We start from the raw sequence: 16,449 nt of genomic DNA, 5'->3' as shown, positions 1-16,449 counted from the left end.
CCTGGGAGCGGAAGCAGCAGGTCCCCACACCGTTCTATCGCGTCCTGGCCCGCCTCCGAGCAGCCGGTCGCGGGCTCCGGGAGGCCCACTCCTCCCGTTCGTTCACGGCGCGGTCACCGGGTGTCAAGGAACAGGACAACCCGTCCCCATGCGCCTGGCCCAGGATCGGGTGGTCCCATCCGTCTCCGCATCCACGAAGGACCTCCCCCTGTGAAACTCCGCTCCGCCGCCCTGGCCGCTGCCGTTGTCGCCGTGCCCCTGGCGCTTTCCCCCTCGGCGTCTGCCGCCCCGGCTGCCCTGAGCACCGCCGAGGCCGTCCCGGCCCCGCAGCCGGGGTTCCGGGTGCTGCCCTACCTGCAGGACCCGCGCAGCGACAGCATGACGCTGAACTGGATCAGCGAGCTCGGCGATCCCGGCACGGTGCGCGTCACCGGGCCCGGGATCGGCGGCGGCAAGGGCCGGGGAGCCGGCAACGTGGTCACGCTGACGTCCACCCCCGAGGACCGGCCGCTGCTGGACTACACGGACAAGGAGCGGGCCCAGTCCATCGAGGGCCTGGAGCAGGGGTCCTGGTTGAAGGCCGACAGCAACTACAAGCACTCCGTCACGGTGGACGGCCTGAAGGCCGGCAAGGAGTACTCCTACACGGTCACCCAGAACGGCGTCGAGCACCGCAGCTCGTTCAGGACCGCGCCGGACGGGGAGAACTGGAACAACCTGCGCATCGTGGCGTTCGCGGACTCCGAGACCGAGCCGAAGGGCCGCGTGGAGCACCGCGAGTGGGAGATCAACCCGGTCACCGGCTATGCCGAGGGCTCGCTGCAGCGCCCAGGGGCCGGCTCCCTGTGGGACCGGACGTTCGGCAGCGCCACCCGCTACGGCGAGTTCACCCTGCGCTACCCCATGAGCCAGGACACGGCCATGAAGGAGAACATGGCCGTGATCGAGCAGGCCGATCCGGACCTGATGATGATCGCCGGGGACATCACCCAGGGCGGGGGCTACCAGCCGGGCTGGGACGAGTTCTTCGGCTACGTGGCCGGCGAACACGGCGACCTGGCCTCCTCCGTGCCCTTCCTGACCGCCCTGGGCAACTGGGAGACCTACGCCTCGATCAACGGCGGGTACGGCACACCCGAAGACCGGACTCCCGCGGTCGTCTCGCGGAACAAGTACCTGACCTACTTCGACAACGCAGGGGACTCGCAGAACCCGCAGCACCAGGGCTCCTACTACCGGACCGACCACGGACCCGTCACCGTCCTGACCCTGGACTCCACCAACGGCATCCCGGACGAGAACACCCGCACCGGCACCCTGTCCAACCCGGTGTTCTCCGGCGACGACACCAGCCTGACCGCGGACAACCTCTCCACGGACACGCAGGGCGAGTTCACGGCGGCGGAATACGCCTCCGCGTACGCCGAGCTCTTCCCCGGGACCGCCGCCGCGGACCTGCCGTCCTTCAACCCCGGGTCCGCCCAGTGGGAGTGGGCCGAGCGCCAGCTGGCCGAGGCGCGCGAGCAGGGACAGATCGTCGTCGTCCAGTTCCACCACGCCGCCTACTCCAACGGCGTGCACGGCACCCCGCCCAACCACGAGCACGCGGACAACCAGTCCGGCACCGCGATGCGCGCCTACACCCCGCTGTTCGAGAAGCACGGCGTGGCCACCGTGGTCTCCGGCCACGACGAGATGTTCGAGCGGTCCTTCGTGGACGAGGACGGCGACGGGCTGGGCTTCCACTCCTACGACGTCGGCGTCGCCGCCGACGGGCTGCGCGGTGAGCAGCTCGTCGAGACGCAGGACGGCTCCTACGCGCCGCTGCGCTTCAACACCCACTCCCGGTGGATGGCCGCCGCGGACGAACCGGAGCTGTGGGAGAAGGACGAGAACGGGGTCCTGCAGCTCACCTCCGGCGGACTGCACTACGGCCACCTCCAGATGGACCTCGAGCGCACGGCCTGCGGTGCCGAGATGACCCTCACCCCCGTCCACGTCTTCCCGGTCCTGGACGAGGACTACGACCTGGAGCGCACCGAGCGCCGGGAGTACGACGACGTCGTGACCGTCCACCTCGACGCCGAGGGCAGGGTCGCAGCACCCACCGCCGACTGCGGCAGGGCCGGCTGACCCGACGGCGCCGCGCCGGCCGTGGCGCCCCGGCCGCGGCGCCGGTCTCCCGCCGCCGCGGTCAGTGGCCCCTGAAGGCCTCCGCGAGCCACCGGGCCCCGCCGTCGGCGCGTCGGCACAGGGCGGTGCCGGCACCAGCCGCGCCGACGCCCGGTCGGGCCCGGTGCGTCCCGGTCAGGACGGCGCGCCCATGGTGACCACGGCCCGTCCGCGGATGCGCCGGGCGGCGAGGTCCTTGTAGGCGCGGTCGGCGTCGGCGAACGCGTAGGTGTCGGTGAGGAGATCGTCCAGGGCGATCCGGCCCTCGGCCACCAGGTCCAGGACGGCGGGCATGTCCTGGGACGCGCGGGCGCCGTAGGAGCCGAGGATCTGGATCTTCCGCCGGACCACGTGGGCGATGTTGATCTGCGCCTCCACCCCGGCGGGGGCGATGCCCACGAGGACCACCCGGCCGCCGTCGTCGACGAGGTCCACGGCCGTGCGGACGGTCGGGGCGCTGCCGAAGGCCTCGAAGGCCACGTCCACCCCGTGGCCGTCCGTCAGGGCCCGGACGGCCTCGTCGGGGTCCTCGTTCAGCGAGTTGACGGTGTCGGTGGCGCCCATGCGGCGGGCGAGCTCGAGCTTCTCGTCGCTGATGTCCACCGCCACGATGCGTTCGGCGCCGTGGGCGGCGGCCATCTGGACGATGTTCAGGCCGATCCCGCCCACCGCGACCACGGCCACGGTGTCCCCGGGGCGGACCTGCCCGACGTTGTGCACGGCCCCGTAGCTGGTGAAGACGCTGCAGCCCAGGATCGCGGCCTTCTCCAGGGGAATGCTCTCCGGCACGCGGAACACCGCGGTCGCCGGGACGACGGCGTACTCGGCCAGCCCGGCCATCGAGTACATGGCCACCGGGGCGCCCTCGGCGTCGGAGAGGCGGGTGGTGCCGTCGTAGAGCTGGCCCTTGAGGCGGTTCTTGGCGAAGAACTCCTCGCAGAGGTCCTCGTTGCCGCGGCGGCAGTGGCGGCACGCCCCGCAGGGCATGACGAAGCTGCAGGCCACGCGGTCGCCGGCCGACAGCCCGTCGACGCCGGGGCCGGTCTCCTCGACCCACCCCGAGATCTCGTGCCCGAGCACGCAGGGCTTGGGGAACGCGACCTCGTCCTTGATGACGTGCAGATCCGTGTGGCAGACGCCGCAGGCGGCGACCCGGACCAGGACCTCCCCCTCGCCGGGTGCGGCGATGCCGATCTCCTCGAGGGCGAGGTCGTCTCCGCCGGTCCTGAGAACGTGTGCTTTCACGATGTCTCCTCCGATGCTCCGCTGTCGTGGGTCGTGCCGTGGGTCGTGTCGTGGTTCGTTCGGATGTCCTGGGCCGGGCCGGGAAGCGCCCGGCGGAACCGGAGCAGCGCGGCGTAGGCCTCGTCCCGCAGGGCGAGGAGCTCCTCCCGCCGCTCCGGGGGATAGTCGCCCAGCAGTCCCTGCCCGGACTTCAGCCCCAGTCTTCCACCGGCCACGGCCTCCGCTATGGATCGCGGCACCGAGAACCGTTCACCGTAGGCGTCCTCGAGGGTGCGGTAGGCCCCCGCGTAGACGTCGAGGCCGGCCATGTCCCCGATGAGGAAGGGACCGAACGCGGCCAGGCGGAACCCGAAGCTGTTGCTGACCACCGTGTCGATGTCCTCAGCGCTCGCCAGTCCCTCGCCCAGCATGAGGTGGGCCTCGCGCACGAGAGCGAACTGCAGCCGGTTGGCCACGAACCCGGGGGAGTCGGCCACCACGACAGGGACCTTCTCGAGCTCCTCGAGGAGGGAGACCGCGCTCCGCACGGTGTCCTCCGAGGTCCTCGGCCCGGGGATCACCTCCACGGCGGGGATCAGGCCCGGCGGGTACATCCAGTGCACGCCCAGGAAGCGGGTCTCGTCCCGCACGGCGCCGGAGAGGTCCCGGATGGGGATGGCCGAGGTGTTGGTCGCGACGACGGCTCCGTCCGGCACCACCGCGGAGATGCGGGCGAGGACCTCCCGCTTGACAGCGGGGTCCTCCCGGACGGCCTCGGTGACGTACCCGGCGTGCCGGCACGCGTCCTCGATGGAGTCGTGGCACTCGATCCGCGCCGCGATGTCCGCGGCGTCCCGTCCGGCGCCCTCGAGCAGCCGCTCCTTGGCGGCTCGGGCCGTCTCGGGCGACGCGTCGGCGAGGGCGACGTGGAACCCGGCCGAGGCCATGACCGCGGCGATGCCCGCACCCATCTGGCCGGTGCCGACGACGGCGCACGTGCGCTGCTCCTGCTGCATGGTGGACTCCTCCACGAGATCGGATCTGGGGCGGATTCGTGCTCGGACGCGGGGCCGGTCTCGGGGCCGGACCGGTGTCTGCCCGCGATCAGATCGGGGCGAGGCCCACGGTCTTGCCCCCGCAGACGTAGAGGGTCTGGCCGGTCACGAAGCCGGACCGCTCGTCGAGGAAGTACGCCGCGGCGTGCGCGACGTCCTCCGGCTCACCGACCCGCCGCACCGGGATCGAGTCGATGATCGCCCGGGTCCGGGCGGCCCCGGGGGGATTGGCCTGGTCGAACAGGGCCGTGCGGATCGGCCCGGGCGCGACGGCGTTGACCGTGATCCCGTCCGCGGCCAGCTCCAGGGCCAGCGTCCGCGTCAGGCCGATGAGGCCGGCCTTCGCCGAGCCGTAGGCCGCCCGCCCCTCCTTGCCGAGAGCGGCCCGGGACGAGATGTTGACCATCCGGCCGAAGCCCTCCTCGCGCATCCCGGGCAGCACCGCCTGGACGCACTGCACGGCGCTCCTGAGGTTGATCTGCACGGTCCTGTCCCAGTCCTCGAGGTCCAGCTCCGAGACGGGGGCGGGCCGGATGTATCCCACGTTGTTCACGAGACGGGTGACGGGGCCCCGGCGCAGCACCTCGTCGAGGGCCGCGGCCGTCTGCTCGACGGAGGAGAGGTCGGCGTGGACGGCGTCGGGACCCACGAGGTCGATGATCTCGACCTCGTGGCCCTCCGAGGCGCTGCGGCGGGCGATGGCGGCGCCGATTCCCGAGGAGCCGCCGGTGACGAGGACACGCTGTCGCATTCCGGCCTACTCCGCGGGGGCGTGGGCCGAGGGCAGGCTGTCGACCATGGAGGCCTTCGTGCGGCCGCCGCCGTCCACGACGTACGCCTCCGGCCGGAAGGACCCGTTCTCCCGGCGGAACTCGGTCATGAAGTCCGGCCACAGCGTGGTCAGCCGGCCGTTGCGGTCCAGGTACCAGGACTTGCAGCCCCCGGAGACCCAGACGGTCCCCTCGCTGCGCTCCACGAGGGACCGGGCGTAGTGCTCCTCGGCCGACCGCGGGACCTCCAGGGAGCGGACGCCGTTCGCCGTCATGTACCCGACGGCCTCGAGGATGTACTGCGCCTGGGTCTCGACCATGAAGATGATCGACCCGGCACCGAGCCCGGTGTTGGGCCCGAGCATCACGAAGAGGTTCGGGAAGCCCGTGACCGTGGTGCACGCGTAGGCCTGTTCGCCGGCCTCCGCCCAGTGGCCGGCCAGGGACCGGCCGCCCCTGCCGAAGATCCGGTAGGCGATCGGGAGGTCGCTGGCCTCGAACCCCGTGCTCAGCACGAGCACGTCCAGCGGCTCCTCACGGCCGTCGGTGAGGACGGCCCCGTCCGGTGTCATGCGCTCGATCAGGGAGGTCTCCAGCGAGACGTCGTCCCGTTCGAGCGCCGGGTACCAGTCGTTGGAGATCAGGATCCGCTTGCACCCCACCTCGTAGTCGGGGGTGACCTTGCGCATGAGCTCGGGGTCGGAGATCTGCTGCTGCCGGTGCCGGTCCGCGAGCGCGCGGATCTGGGCCAGGAAGTCCGGCACCAGCCGGCGCTGCGGGAAGCGCGACTCGTTCCACCAGAACAGCTCGTCGCGCAGCTCCTGGGCCTTGGCGGGCACCTTCCGGAACATCTGCTTCTCCACGTCCGAGTACTCCCGGTCGACGCGGGGGATGACGTAGGGCGCGGAGCGTTGGAAGACGGTGACGTGCTCCGCCTCCGGGGCGATCGCCGGGACGATCTGGATCGCGGAGGCCCCCGTGCCCACCACGCCGACCCGCTTGCCCCGGAGGTCTGCCGAGTGGTCCCACCGCGCCGAGTGGAAGATCGTGCCGCGGAACTCACCGATGCCCGGCAGCTCGGGGATCTTCGGGTCGGACAGGTGGCCGGAGGCGGTCACGAGGATCCGGCAGCTGAAGGAGTGCCCGCCGGCGACGACGGTCCACCGGGCAGTCTCGTCGTCCCACGTGGCGGCCGACACCTCGTGGCGGAACCGGATGTGGCCGCGGAGGCCTTCCTCGTCGGCGGTGTCCTCGAGGTACTGCAGGATCTCGGACTGCCCCGCGTAGACCCGGGACCAGTCGGGGTTCGGGCGGAAGGAGTAGGAGTAGAGGTGGGACTGGATGTCGCAGGCGGCACCCGGGTAGGTGTTGTCCCGCCACGTGCCCCCGATCGCGGCGGCGCGTTCCAGGAGCAGGAAGTCGTCGAAGCCGGCGCGCTTGAGGCGCGTCCCCATGGCGAGCCCGGAGAAGCCGGTCCCGATGATGATGACGTCGGTGTCGTGCGGTGCGGTGTCGTGCGGTGCTGTGGCGTTCACGTGGGTGTCCTTCGGTGAATGGTGGCCGGGGAGTGCGGACGGGTCACGCATGGATCGGGGGCAGGACGGTGCCCTCGAGGTGCGGGGTCCGGTCGAGGACGAAGTCGTGGATGCGCTTGAAGACCTCGGCCGGACGTTCGTGCATGACCGAGTGCCCGGATCGGATCTCGACGAACGTCGCGTTCGGAATGGCGGCGTACAGGGCGTAGGAGTGCGCCACGGGGACCATCAGGTCCTCCGTGCAGCCGATCACGAGCGTCCGGGCGTGGATGCGGGACGCGGCGTCCGTCAGGTCGACCGCCCGGTTGAGCAGCATCTTCACGCTCCGGTCGGGGCCGTTCTGGACGCCCTCCACCAGCCCGGCGATCTCGGGGGCCGTCTTCGACGACAGGAACCGGTGGCTGAACGAGGTCAGGACGGTGAACTCCCCGAGCAGCCCGGGCGCCTCGTCGCGGAGCCGGAACCACAGGTCGTTGCGCAGCAGCTGGTGCTGGTCGGTGGCCAGCCACCCGGCGACGAGGACCAGATTGCTGACGACGTCGGGGCGTTCGGACGCGAGCGTCGCCGCGACCACGGCCCCCAGCGAGTAGCCCACCACCGTGACGGGCGTCGACGTCGTGGCGTCGATGACGGCCAGGGTCTGCTCCACGTAGTCGGAGACGGTCGTGTCCTCGCCCCGGACGTCCGTCAGGTCGAGGGCCACCACCTTGTACTTGAAGGACAGCATCGGCATGAGCGCCCAGAAGCTGCCGTAGGCGGAGCCGCCCGTCCCGTGGATCAGGACGATCGTGCCCTGGCGGTCGTCCACCGGGCCGGAGTCGTAGTACCGGACGTCGCCTCCCGCGACCCGAACCGTTCCCTGGGTGAAGTCGGGCTGGAATCCCATGTCGCTGACCCTCCGTCGACGAGTGCGTGATAGTCCACTCAAAATGGAGTGGACTATCAGTTCATGGATGTAACTTCTACCACAGCCTGTCAGCGATGAGAAGAGGGGGCCGTCGATGTCGCCGGGTCCGCGCCGGCGGCGCTCGCCCCGCCGACGGCGCCGGGCGGCGGCCGGAGCCGGCGGAGAGGGCTCAGTCGTCCAGGACGAGGGGGTCGAGCTGCGCGTGCATCCGCGCGCCCACGCGCTCCCAGATGGTCTCCGGGGGCAGTCCCCGGGTGGGGGTCCTGTCGATCTCGTGCATGTAGATCGCGTGGCAGTTCTGGGCGACGAGCAGCGGGTCGACCGTCCGGAGGAGGACCCCGCGGCCCTGCCCCTCGGTGAGGACGGAGGCGGTGAGCCGGATGGACCGGTCGCCCTGGGCGATGTTCCGTCCCCGGCTCAGGTTCTGCCGGTCGAAGCCGGCGCGCAGGTAGATCGCGGCGTTCTCGGGGTTCTCCAGGTAGAACTCGCACCGCACCCGGTAGGCGTCGAGGACGCGGTCGACGTAGTGCCGCCCGGACGGGCTGTCCGCGCCGGCCCCGGCGGCCGCGAGGGCGTCGGTCTCCTCGATCCGGGACAGGATGGCGTCCATCCGGTTGCCGTAGACCATGAAGAGGAGCTCGTGCTTGGAGCCGATGTACCGGAACAGCGTGGCCTCCCCGATGCCGGCGTGCTCGGCGACCTCCTTGGTGGTGATCTCGTTGATGCTGCGGTCGCGGAGGAGCGCCTCCGCCGCCGCCTGGATCCGCGACGCTCGGTCCTTCTTCGACGCTTCTCGGAGGCCCGGGGATTTGGCCATGGTGGCGAGTCTTTCGGTGAAGCGCGCCGGCGGGCGGCGAGCGCTGGATCGGTGTGGAGCGGCGGGCTCCGGGTGCTGGGTTGCAGAATCGTAGCAGGCGGTCCGCGGTCCGGTCCGGGGTCCCCCGGCTGCCGGAAGGCCCCGTGCCGGTGGCGGAATCGGTGCTGGATGTGACTTGACACACATGGGGCACCTCCGTAGCCTCGCATCATCAAGAAGTGATAGTCCACTTCGCTTTTCGGACCACTGCCCGAAGAAAGACCCCTGGAAGGGACCACCTCATGAATGCACACTTCTCTCGCTCCCTGGTGTCGCTCACGGCGGCCGCCGCCCTCGGCGTCTCACTGACCGCATGCGCCCAGGGCGAGGCCGGCGGCGGGTCCGGGGGCGAATACCCCTCGGAGCCGGTCACGTTCATCGTTCCCTATGCCGCGGGCGGTCCCACCGACGTGACCGCCCGGGCGCTCGCTCCCTGCCTGTCGGAGGAGCTCGGCCAGGAGGTGGTCGCGGAGAACGTTCCCGGCGGCTCGGGCGCGCTCGGACTCCAGGAGATGACCTCGGCCGAGCCGGACGGGCACACCCTCGCCATCGTCTCGACCGGCATGGTGGTGCTCACGCCGCTGGTCAACGACCTCGACTACGGCAAGGAGGACGTCACGCCCATCGGCGTCATCTCCCGTGTCCCCATGAACCTCGTCGTCGGCAAGGACTCCCCGTACCGGACCGCGGAGGAGTTCTTCGCCGCGGCCCAGGAGAACCCGGGAACGCTCAACGTGGCGGTGTCGGGTTCGTCCACGCCGCAGGCCATCGAGCTCCAGCGCCTCGAGGACGACCACGGGGTGGACCTCACGGTGGTCGCCTTCGACGGCAGCGCCGGAGCCACCACCGCGCTGCTGGGCGGGCACGCCGACGCCGCGTTCATCAACGACGCCCCCGAGGTCTCCGACCGCATCGAGGACGGCTCCTTCCGGGTCCTGCTCACCTCGGGCGAGGAGCGCCAGGAGCACATCCCGGACACGCCCACGTTCGTCGACCTCGGCTACGAGGACCTGACGCTCGCCGTGACCACGTACGGTCTGGCCGGCCCCGCTGGCCTGCCGGAGGACGTCGTCTCCACCGCGGGCGGCGCGCTGGAGACGTGCCTCCAGAACGAGGAGACGGTCCAGGCCATCGGGGAGCGCTTCGTGCCCGAGACCTACGGCGGCCCCGAGGAGCTGCAGCGGCACCTCGACGAGGGCGCCGAGGTCTACCAGTCCATCCTCGGCGAGTAATGGCGGGGCTGACCATGACCGACGCCGTCGAGGACGTCCGGGGCCCGGAGCAGGACAGGGCGCCGAGGGAGCGGAGGCACCTGACGGCGGCCCGGAGGATCCCGGCCGCCGTCCTGCTCCTCCTCGGCGCCGGCGCGGCCTTCGCGGCGTCGCAGATGAAGATCGGGAGCCCGTCCGTGCCCGGTCCCGGGCTGTGGCCGCTGACCGTGTCGGTGCTCCTGGTCCTCTTCGGCGGTCTCCTCGTGCTCACGCGGGACCACGAGGGCCAGGAGCGGTGGGGCCGGAACTCGCTCACGGTGCTCGGGGCCGTCGCGAGCCTCGCGGTGTTCATCGTGCTCTTCCCGAGGATCGGCTTCACCGTTCCCGCCATCGCGATGACGCTCCTGTGGCTGAAGGTCTTCGGCCGGGAGCGCTGGACGAGCGCCGTGCTGCTCGCCGTGGCGGCACCCGTCCTGCTGTACCTGCTCTTCGACGAGTTCCTGGGCGTCAGGCTTCCCCGGGACCTGCTGATGTCCATGATCCTGGGGGTCTAGATGGAATCGATCAACAGCCTCGTGTACGGGTTCGGGGTGGCCTTCGAGCCGACCAACGTCCTGTACGTCTTCATCGGCGTGCTCATCGGCACCGCCATCGGCGTGCTGCCGGGTCTCGGGCCCACGGCCACGATCGCGCTGCTGCTGCCCCTGACGTTCACCCTCGAGCCCGCGACCGCCATCATCATGCTGGCCGGCATCTACTACGGCTCGATGTACGGGGGCACCATCACCTCCGTGCTCCTGCGGCTGCCCGGCGAGGCGGCGTCGGTGGTCACGACCTTCGACGGGTACCAGATGGCGCGGAAGGGCAGGGCAGGCCCTGCCCTGGGCATCGCGGCGATCGGCTCCTTCATCGGCGGCACGGTCTCGATCTTCGGCCTCGTCTTCCTGGCCCCGGTGCTGGCCAACCTGGCCGTCGCCTTCGGGCCCACCGCCTACGTCGCCCTGATGATCCTGGGCATGTTCCTCATCACCTCCCTCGGCACCGGATCGTTCCTCAAGGCGGTGTCCATGGCGGCGCTGGGCCTGCTCCTCGCCACGGTGGGGCAGGAGCTCGCGACGGGCACCCCCCGCTACACGTTCGGCACGCCGCAGCTGCTGGACGGTCTGGACTTCGTGGCGGTGGCCATGGGGCTCTTCGGCCTGGGGGAGATCTTCCACAACCTGGAGCAGACCGAGACCGCGCAGGCCATCAAGACGAAGATCAAGCACATCTGGCCCAACCGCCGGGACTTCTCCGACGCCTCCGGCTCCATCGGCCGCGGCTCGGTCCTCGGCTTCCTCATCGGCATCCTGCCGGGCGGGGGCGGTGTCATCTCCTCGCTGGCGTCGTACGGGTTCGAGAAGCGCCTGTCCAAGAAGCCGGAGGAGTTCGGTCACGGCGCCATCGCCGGTGTCGCGGGCCCGGAGACGGCCAACAACGCGTCCTCCACCTCCGCCTTCATCCCCCTGCTGGTCCTCGGGCTGCCCTCCAACGCGGTCCTGGCGCTGCTCTTCGGCGCCCTGCTGCTGCACGGCGTCACCCCCGGGCCACGGCTGATCACCGAGCACCCCGACCTCTTCTGGGGCGTCATCGCCTCGATGTTCGTGGGCAACCTCATGCTGCTCGTGCTGAACATCCCCCTGGTCGGGATCTTCGTGCAGCTGCTGCGCGTGCGCCCCGTGGTGCTGGTGACCCTGTCCCTGCTCGTGGTCCTGGTCGGCGTCTTCTCCATCAGCAACGACCCGTTCGACATGTGGGTGGTCCTGGCCTTCGGCATCCTCGGCTGGCTGATGAAGAAGACCGGGTTCGACCCCGGCCCGCTCGTGCTGGCGTTCGTCCTGGGACCGATCCTGGAGGAGTCGGCCCGGCAGGCGCTGATGCTCTCCGGCGGGGACATGACCACCTTCGTCGCCGACCCCATCGCCCTCGGCATCTACGGGATCATGGCCCTGGCCGCCGCCCTGTCCGTCGCCCGGACCGTCCGGCAACGGCGGATGGCCCGGCGCGCGGACGAGACCGAGACCGTCCGGGTGTGAGGCCGTGGACGTGACGGACGCGGTGGACCTCCGGGGACCCGGCTCCCTGCTCGAACGGCTGGCCGCGCTGGCCGCGGCCGTCTCGCTCGAGGACCTCGGCCGGGAGGTCGTCGACGACGCCGAGCTCGTCCTCTTCCACAACCTGGTGGTCGCGCTCGCGGCCCGCCGCACGGACGTCCCCGGCCTCGACCGGACCCCGTGGCCGCGGGGGATGCCGCCGGCCCGTTCGGCCCGGCGCCTGCCGGACCTTGTCCGCAGCCCGCTGGACGCCGCCGTGCTGAACGGCTCCCTCCTGATGGGGGCCCGCGCCCAGCACGACGAGTACCCCCCGGCGACCAGCCACTTCGGCAGCACCGTCATCCCCCCGCTGCTGGCGCTCTCCGACGCCGTCACCGTGAGCGGCAAGCGGTTCCTCGAGGCCATGGTGGCCGGCTACGAGGCCGGCGCGCGGGTCGGTGCCGCCACGGTCGGTCCCACCCGCGCCCGGGGCTTCCGGCCCACGGGGATCTACGGGCCGATCGCGTCCGCCACCGCCTGTGCCGTCGCCCTCGGACTGCCGAGCCCGCGGATCGTCTCGTCGATGGCCCTCGGCGCCCACCAGGCGGCGGGGCTGATGCAGGTCTGGCTGGAGGGGACCGACGAGTGGCGCTTCCACACGGCCTTCGCCGCGCGCAACGGCCTGACCGCCGCCCTGCTGGCCGCGGACGGCGTCCGGGGCGCGGCCTCGAGCCTCGAAGGCCCCGCCGGGTACCTGCGGGCCTATGCGGACGACGCCGGCATCGCGGTCGACACGGACCGCCCGGACGGCGCCTGGGCGATCTCCGATGTCCTCCTCAAGGCGTACCCGGTGTGCGCCCTGAACCAGGCGGCCATGCAGCAGCTGCTCGACCTCTGCCGGCGTGAAGGGCTCGGTGCGCGGGACATCGCGCAGGTGCGCGTCACGCTGGAGCAGCAGGACGTGGACTACCCGGGCGTCGGCGCCGCGGGGGCTCCCCGGACGGCGTCCGCGGCGCTGATGAGCCTGCCGTACTGCGCCGCGCGCGCCGTCGTCGACGGGGAGCTGTCCCTGCCCGCCGGCTGGGACCTCGACGCCCCCGAACCCCTCCGGTTCATGGAGCGTGTGGTCCTGGAGCCGCACCGGGACCCCGCGCCCTCCCGCCGCGGCCGGCACGGCGCCTCGGTCGAGGTCGTGCTGACCGACGGCCGGAGGCTGGGCGGGACGGACCCCCAGCTCCTGCGGTACGACCGGTCCACGGCGCAGGGGCTGGCCACCTCGCTGCTGCCCGCCGTCGGGATCGGCCGGGACCGCATCGAGGCGATCGCGGAACTGGTCTTCGGCCTCGAGCGCTGCCCGGACGTGTCCGAGCTGACCGGCCTCCTGACCTCCGGGACGGAGGGCCCGTGACCGTCGTCGCCGCCCTCCGGACCCCCATGCCCACGACACGGACGAGGACGAGCCCATGAGCACGGAGACAGGTCGTTCCGCAGCGGCACTCATCGACTTCGCGGCCTCGGCCCTGCGCGCGGTCGGCGTCGGGGACGAGCACGCGAGGACGACCGCCGACTCCCTGGTCGACGCCGACGCCCGCGGAACCCACTCCCACGGCCTGATGCGGCTGCCCTTCTACATCGCCGCGATCGAGGAAGGCGGCATCAACCCCACGCCCCGCCTGCGCTGGGTGTCGGAGCGCGCCGCCGCGGGCGTCCTGGAGGCCGACGGAGCCCTCGGCCAGGTGGCCATGGCCACCGCCGTCGACGGGGTCGCGGCCAGGGCCGAGGAGTTCGGGGTCGGCGCCGTCTGCGTGCAGGGGAGCACCCACTACGGTGCGGGCGCCTACTGGACGGACCGCCTGGCGTCCCGGGGGCTCCTGTCGTTCCTCACGTCGACGACCGGCCCCGTCGTCGCACCGTACGGAGGCAGCGAGAAGGTGCTCGGCACCGACCCCCTGACGCTGTCCGCCCCCGGCGCCGACGGCCACCCGCTCACGGCTGACCTCGCGACCAGCAGCGGGGCCTACGGCAAGATCCTCGCGGCGCGGAACGAGGGCCGCCCCATTCCCGCGGACTGGGCCGTCGACGCGCAGGGGCGTCCGACGACGGATCCGTCCGAGGCGCTGGCCGGGTCGCTGACGGCCTTCGGGGGTCACAAGGGGTCGGCCGTCGCCGTCCTGCTGGAGGCCTTCGCCGCCTCGCTCAGCCACGGGGCGTACTCCCACGAGATCCGCAGCATCTGGAACTCCCCGCGCTCCCGGATGAACACCGCGCACACGGTGATCGCGCTGGACGCCGAGGCGTTCACCGGCCGGAGGCACACCGAGGAGAAGGTCGCGCGCCTGCGGGACACGATCCGCGGGGCAGGAGCCGCGCCGGTGCTCGCCCCGGGCGATCCCGAGCAGGACCGGAAGGAGTCCGCGGCCTCCGGGGTCGTGCTTCCGGGGTCCACCGTCGAGGCGCTCCAGCTGCTGGCGGAACGCCTCGACGTGCCGTGGCCGGCCGGCTCCCGGTAGCCGATCCGTCCTTCCGGGACGCGCCCGCGACGGCGGGTGCCGTCAGCCCACCCGGAACACGTCGATGCGCACCCCGGCCGGGCGGCGCTCGCCGGTGCCGACGAAGAGGGTCCGGTTCAGCCAGGCCCAGGGCCCGGACTCGTCCGCGGTCAGCCGCGGCACGCAGCGGAAGTAGATCCGGCCCGGGTCCACGGTCCCGCCCTCCATCACGGTGCGCAGGTCCTCGGCGCTGCCGGTGCGCACGGCGCGGTTCTGCACGAGCACGTGGTGACCGCCCTCGAGCTCCAGCACGTAGTCGGCGGCGAGGTAGGCGACGTCGTCTCCGGGGTACTGCTGGACGTCCGCCCCGGCGTCGAGCACCCGCCCGGAGATTCCCGGGCCGTGGACCCGGCCGCCGCGGATGGGGACCACGCGGCGGAGCCCGTCCACGGTCCTGCCCACGGTGATCGGCGGGTCCACGTCCACCTCGATGGTGGCGACGAATTCGAGGGGCGGGGGCGCCGGAGTTCCCGCCGAGGGGGTGTGCCGGCCGGGGCGAGCGGTCATGGGAAGTCCTTCCGTCGTCGGGGCGTGGTCCGCGTGGTCCGCCGCTCGCGTGGCCCCAGGCTGCCCGCGCCGGCCTCCCGCTGATGTCCTGTCGGGTGAGGGCGTGCGGGTCAGCACTCCACGACGTTGACGGCGAGTCCGCCGAGGGCGGTCTCCTTGTACTTGTGGCTCATGTCCTTGCCGGTCTCGCGCATGGTCACGATGACCTCGTCGAGGCTCACCCGGTGCGTGCCGTCCCCCCACATCGCCATCTTGGCGGCGTTGATGGCCTTGGTCGCGGCGATCGCGTTGCGCTCGATGCAGGGGATCTGCACGAGGCCGCCGATCGGGTCGCAGGTCAGCCCGAGGTTGTGCTCCATGGCGATCTCCGCGGCGTTCTCCACCTGGCGCGGGGTCCCGCCCAGGACCTCGGCGAGACCGGCCGCGGCCATCGAGGAGGCCGAGCCGACCTCGCCCTGGCAGCCGACCTCGGCCCCGGAGATCGAGGCCTGCTCCTTGTACAGCACCCCGACCGCCCCGGCCGTGAGCAGGAAGCGGACCACGATGTCCCCCCTCGCCGCCTCGAGCGCCTCCGGGCCCTCCTCGGCGGCGGCGCGGGCGGCGGGGGAGTAGTGGGTGGCGTAGAACAGGACCGCCGGGATGATGCCGGCCGCTCCGTTGGTGGGGGCGGTGACGACCCGCCCCCCGGAGGCGTTCTCCTCGTTGACGGCCAGGGCCACGAGGTTCACCCATTCCGGCCAGAAACCGGGGTCGCGGTCCGGGTCCTCGGTGCGCAGGCGCCGGTGCCACTGCGGGGCGCGGCGGGCGACGTTCAGCCCGCCGGGGAGGGGGCCGGTGCGCCGCAGGCTGGAGTCCTTGCACTCCTCCATCACGGTCCAGATGTGCAGCAGCTGCCGCCGGATCTCGTCCTCGTCGCGCCAGGTCCGCTCGTTGGCCAGCATGACCCCGCTCATCGGCAAGCCGGTGCTGTCGCAGTGGGCCAGCAGCTCCCGGGCGGTGCGGAAGGGGTGGGGCACCTGGGCGCTGGCGGCGTCCAGCTCGGCGGCGGCGGCGTCCTCCTGCCCCTCCTGGACGATGAACCCCCCGCCCACGGAGAACCAGGTCTCGTCGGCCAGCACGGCGCCGGCGTCGTCCAGGGCCTGGAAGCGCATGCCGTTGGTGTGCCGCTCCAGGACGGTCAGCGGGTGCTGCACCATGTCCTCGACCCGGTAGGCGATGTCCAAGCGGTGCCCCAGGGCCGCGCACAGGCGCAGCGTCCCGGTGGCGGCGATGTCCTCCAGCCGCTCCTCGACCTCGTCGGGCAGGACCTGCTCCGGGTCGTAGCCCTCCAGGCCCAGCAGGATCGCGGTGAAGGTGCCGTGGCCGCGGCCGGTCGCGGCCAGCGACCCGTAGACGTCCACGCGCAGGTCCGCGGTGCGCTCCAGCAGGTCGCCGGCGGTCAGGGTCTCGGCGAAGCGCCGCGCGGCGCGCATGGGGCCGACGGTGTGGGAGCTCGAGGGGCCGATGCCCACGGTGAACAGTTCGAAGACGCTGATGGCCATGACGGTGATGCTCCAAAGGAGGTGGTGCCCCGGGAAGGGGCGGGGGTGGG

At 72.0% G+C, this 16,449-nt stretch carries 14 protein-coding genes; 6 read left to right on the top strand and 8 right to left on the bottom strand.

The genetic code is table 11. The features are described from left to right. Positions 1-210: 210 nt before the first annotated feature. On the top strand, positions 211-2,133 hold the full coding sequence (locus ACH9EU_RS04235; RefSeq protein WP_396412693.1) for a metallophosphoesterase: 1,923 nt from the start codon (positions 211-213) through the stop codon (positions 2,131-2,133). Positions 2,134-2,307: 174 nt separating this feature from the next. On the opposite strand, the gene ACH9EU_RS04230 is transcribed toward ACH9EU_RS04235, so the two are convergent. From ACH9EU_RS04230 to ACH9EU_RS04205, 6 genes are all read right to left on the bottom strand, one after another. Further along, on the bottom strand, positions 2,308-3,417 hold the full coding sequence (locus ACH9EU_RS04230; RefSeq protein ID WP_396412692.1) for a zinc-binding dehydrogenase: 1,110 nt from the start codon (positions 3,415-3,417) through the stop codon (positions 2,308-2,310). Next, positions 3,414-4,412, bottom strand: coding sequence for a 3-hydroxyacyl-CoA dehydrogenase NAD-binding domain-containing protein (locus ACH9EU_RS04225; RefSeq protein WP_396412691.1), 999 nt, complete (start codon positions 4,410-4,412; stop codon positions 3,414-3,416). The genes ACH9EU_RS04230 and ACH9EU_RS04225 overlap by 4 nt, the downstream gene beginning before the upstream one ends. An 88-nt stretch (positions 4,413-4,500) precedes the next feature. Further along, a complete protein-coding gene (locus tag ACH9EU_RS04220; protein ID WP_396412690.1) occupies positions 4,501-5,202 on the bottom strand; it encodes an SDR family oxidoreductase in 702 nt (233 codons plus the stop codon). 6 nt (positions 5,203-5,208) lie between these two features. Next, positions 5,209-6,756: an NAD(P)-binding domain-containing protein gene (locus tag ACH9EU_RS04215; RefSeq protein WP_396412689.1), complete on the bottom strand. Its 1,548-nt coding sequence runs from the start codon at positions 6,754-6,756 to the stop codon at positions 5,209-5,211. Between the two features lie 43 nt (positions 6,757-6,799). Then, positions 6,800-7,642 carry an alpha/beta fold hydrolase gene (locus ACH9EU_RS04210; RefSeq protein ID WP_396412688.1) on the bottom strand — a complete coding sequence of 281 codons (843 nt, stop codon included), beginning with the start codon at positions 7,640-7,642 and terminating at the stop codon, positions 6,800-6,802. Between the two features lie 190 nt (positions 7,643-7,832). Then, complete coding sequence (locus tag ACH9EU_RS04205; protein ID WP_396412687.1) at positions 7,833-8,480, bottom strand: TetR family transcriptional regulator; 648 nt, start codon at positions 8,478-8,480, stop codon at positions 7,833-7,835. A 281-nt stretch (positions 8,481-8,761) separates the two neighbouring features. Here ACH9EU_RS04205 and ACH9EU_RS04200 point away from each other — a divergent pair, with 281 nt between their 5' ends. From ACH9EU_RS04200 to ACH9EU_RS04180, 5 genes are read left to right on the top strand one after another with little or no spacing between them, the layout of a single operon-like run. Then, a complete protein-coding gene (locus ACH9EU_RS04200; RefSeq protein ID WP_396412686.1) occupies positions 8,762-9,751 on the top strand; it encodes a tripartite tricarboxylate transporter substrate-binding protein in 990 nt (329 codons plus the stop codon). 14 nt (positions 9,752-9,765) lie between these two features. After that, on the top strand, positions 9,766-10,284 hold the full coding sequence (locus ACH9EU_RS04195) for a tripartite tricarboxylate transporter TctB family protein (RefSeq protein WP_396412685.1): 519 nt from the start codon (positions 9,766-9,768) through the stop codon (positions 10,282-10,284). Next, a complete protein-coding gene (locus ACH9EU_RS04190; RefSeq protein ID WP_396412684.1) occupies positions 10,285-11,805 on the top strand; it encodes a tripartite tricarboxylate transporter permease in 1,521 nt (506 codons plus the stop codon). A gap of 4 nt (positions 11,806-11,809) precedes the next feature. Continuing rightward, on the top strand, positions 11,810-13,210 hold the full coding sequence (locus tag ACH9EU_RS04185) for an MmgE/PrpD family protein (RefSeq protein WP_396412683.1): 1,401 nt from the start codon (positions 11,810-11,812) through the stop codon (positions 13,208-13,210). Between the two features lie 55 nt (positions 13,211-13,265). Then, positions 13,266-14,312, top strand: a complete 1,047-nt coding sequence (locus ACH9EU_RS04180) for an Ldh family oxidoreductase (protein WP_396412682.1) — start codon at positions 13,266-13,268, stop codon at positions 14,310-14,312. Between the two features lie 42 nt (positions 14,313-14,354). On the opposite strand, the gene ACH9EU_RS04175 is transcribed toward ACH9EU_RS04180, so the two are convergent. Continuing rightward, positions 14,355-14,858: a DUF3237 domain-containing protein gene (locus ACH9EU_RS04175; RefSeq protein ID WP_396412681.1), complete on the bottom strand. Its 504-nt coding sequence runs from the start codon at positions 14,856-14,858 to the stop codon at positions 14,355-14,357. 110 nt (positions 14,859-14,968) lie between these two features. After that, entirely contained in the window at positions 14,969-16,399 is a 1,431-nt protein-coding gene (locus tag ACH9EU_RS04170) for an L-serine ammonia-lyase (RefSeq protein ID WP_396412722.1), read from the bottom strand. Positions 16,400-16,449 lie beyond the last annotated feature (50 nt).

Origin of the sequence: Kocuria rhizosphaerae, from assembly GCF_044462265.1 — a bacterium.
GTDB classification, from domain to species: Bacteria; Actinomycetota; Actinomycetes; order Actinomycetales; family Micrococcaceae; genus Kocuria; species Kocuria rhizosphaerae.
The sequence above is the reverse complement of the archived record's forward strand: the minus strand, read 5'-3'. Positions and strand labels throughout refer to the sequence as shown.

Coding starts and splice junctions, on each gene's coding strand:
- ACH9EU_RS04190 (WP_396412684.1), top strand. CDS start 10,285: ATGGAATCGATCAACAGCCTCGTGTACGGGTTCGGGGTGGCCTTCGAG.
- ACH9EU_RS04220 (WP_396412690.1), bottom strand. CDS start 5,202: ATGCGACAGCGTGTCCTCGTCACCGGCGGCTCCTCGGGAATCGGCGCC.
- ACH9EU_RS04205 (WP_396412687.1), bottom strand. CDS start 8,480: ATGGCCAAATCCCCGGGCCTCCGAGAAGCGTCGAAGAAGGACCGAGCG.
- ACH9EU_RS04210 (WP_396412688.1), bottom strand. CDS start 7,642: ATGGGATTCCAGCCCGACTTCACCCAGGGAACGGTTCGGGTCGCGGGA.
- ACH9EU_RS04180 (WP_396412682.1), top strand. CDS start 13,266: ATGAGCACGGAGACAGGTCGTTCCGCAGCGGCACTCATCGACTTCGCG.
- ACH9EU_RS04175 (WP_396412681.1), bottom strand. CDS start 14,858: ATGACCGCTCGCCCCGGCCGGCACACCCCCTCGGCGGGAACTCCGGCG.
- ACH9EU_RS04200 (WP_396412686.1), top strand. CDS start 8,762: ATGAATGCACACTTCTCTCGCTCCCTGGTGTCGCTCACGGCGGCCGCC.
- ACH9EU_RS04225 (WP_396412691.1), bottom strand. CDS start 4,412: ATGCAGCAGGAGCAGCGCACGTGCGCCGTCGTCGGCACCGGCCAGATG.
- ACH9EU_RS04170 (WP_396412722.1), bottom strand. CDS start 16,399: ATGGCCATCAGCGTCTTCGAACTGTTCACCGTGGGCATCGGCCCCTCG.
- ACH9EU_RS04195 (WP_396412685.1), top strand. CDS start 9,766: ATGACCGACGCCGTCGAGGACGTCCGGGGCCCGGAGCAGGACAGGGCG.